At 40.3% G+C, this 1,490-nt stretch carries 2 protein-coding genes; one reads left to right on the top strand and one right to left on the bottom strand.

Annotated features, from left to right (window positions below; genetic code table 11):
- Positions 1-128: 128 nt before the first annotated feature.
- Positions 129-1,040, top strand: a complete 912-nt coding sequence (locus IQ242_RS24625; protein WP_193961759.1) for a TauD/TfdA family dioxygenase — start codon at positions 129-131, stop codon at positions 1,038-1,040.
- Positions 1,041-1,134: 94 nt separating this feature from the next.
- Here IQ242_RS24625 and IQ242_RS24620 read toward each other — a convergent pair.
- A partial coding sequence (locus IQ242_RS24620) for a SagB/ThcOx family dehydrogenase (protein ID WP_193961758.1) occupies positions 1,135-1,490 on the bottom strand: 356 nt, incomplete at its 5' end.

Here is a 1,490-nt window from a genome sequence, read left to right as displayed (position 1 = left end):
TCAAACCCTATCTGCGTAAGAACTTCAGGATTTTGTGTCCAGTAGTTCATTGGTATTGTGTTGCTTTAACTCAGGCTCTGTAAGACTTTTAGCCATAGCTAGTATGTTTATACGGGGGAAGTCCAGTTATACCAATTTCCGATCGTAATATTTCATTACTGACTTGGAAAAAATTGCCCGACCCTTCGCAACTATTTTTTAGTTTACCCAAATCATTAGTCTTGGATTTACTGAAAACAAGCAATCAGAGATTGCTTGAAAAACCCAACGAAATAGGACGGGAAACAGTCAATAAAAATCTTGACTTTTTCCTGCCGTTTCGTGAGAAATTGCTCCTAGAACCCGGAATAATTGTTTTCCGATTAGAACCAGCATTAACAGAACTGGAAATGCGATTAATTTATGCTTTTATTTATCGTGTTTTTGGACTGCTAAACCACCGCTATGGCTATTTTTTTGATGTAATCGATCGAGGAATGGATTACACTAAAGAAGCTATACCCGTTTCGATGACGAATGCAGAAACTGGCTATCATACCGATAGTACAGACAAAAACTACTTCCCTGATATTGTTGGCTTACTCTGTCTTGCTGCCGCGGATGAGGGAGGAGATTCCCTGGTAGTAAACGCCGCCAATTTGTATCAATATTTCTGGCAAAACCATACAGATCTAGTTCCCTGTCTCTACGAACCTTTGGCGCGGGATGTGATTACACCGGGAGAGATTAATTCTCAAGAAGCTATTCAAAATAATAATTTACCCTTATTCTCAGCCGATTCTCGGGGTCTGGTTTTTCGTTATATGCGGTACTGGATTGAAGTCGCTTACTCCAAACTAGAAATAGCGCAACCGGAAGCTATCACAAAAACACTTGACATAATCGACAACTTTTTTTCAGAACCGGAAAATACAGTCCGCTTCAAAATGAAAAAAGGTGATGTATTTTACGTTAATAATCGCTTTTTATGCCACAATAGAACCGCTTTTAAAAATTCAGGAAAACCTCGACAAATGGTGCGTAGTTGGATTAACCTTTAAACAAAATACGTCCCAGCGAGAAAGTGCATCTGTCAAGGTACAGATTACTATGACCTCAACCTCCTTGTCACCCCTTCAGTGCTTCAAACTCACCCTAAAAAACCTTCGGTCGGCCTAAAGTAGTGATATAGATAACTGCTTCATCGGAGGGAATTCCTAACACTTCATTAACTTGATCATCAAAAAAACCACCGATACCACTAACCCCTAACCCCAGATGAATAGCCGCTAAATTTAATCTCTGTCCCAAATGACCCGCATCTGCATGAAGATAACGATAAACTCGATCGCCGTATTTAGCCACTGCTTTTGACAGATCCGCCGTATGAAAAACCACAGCAGCCGCATCCCGTCCCAAATCCTGACCTAAACAGAGATAATGTAACTCTTGCCGGAAATTTTTAAAGCGAATTTGCCGCAATTCTTGGGCTTTAGGAGCATAATAATAAC

The organism is Microcystis sp. LEGE 08355, from assembly GCF_015207185.1.
In the GTDB taxonomy this organism is placed as follows: Bacteria; Cyanobacteriota; Cyanobacteriia; order Cyanobacteriales; family Microcystaceae; genus Microcystis; species Microcystis panniformis.
The sequence above is the reverse complement of the archived record's forward strand: the minus strand, read 5'-3'. Positions and strand labels throughout refer to the sequence as shown.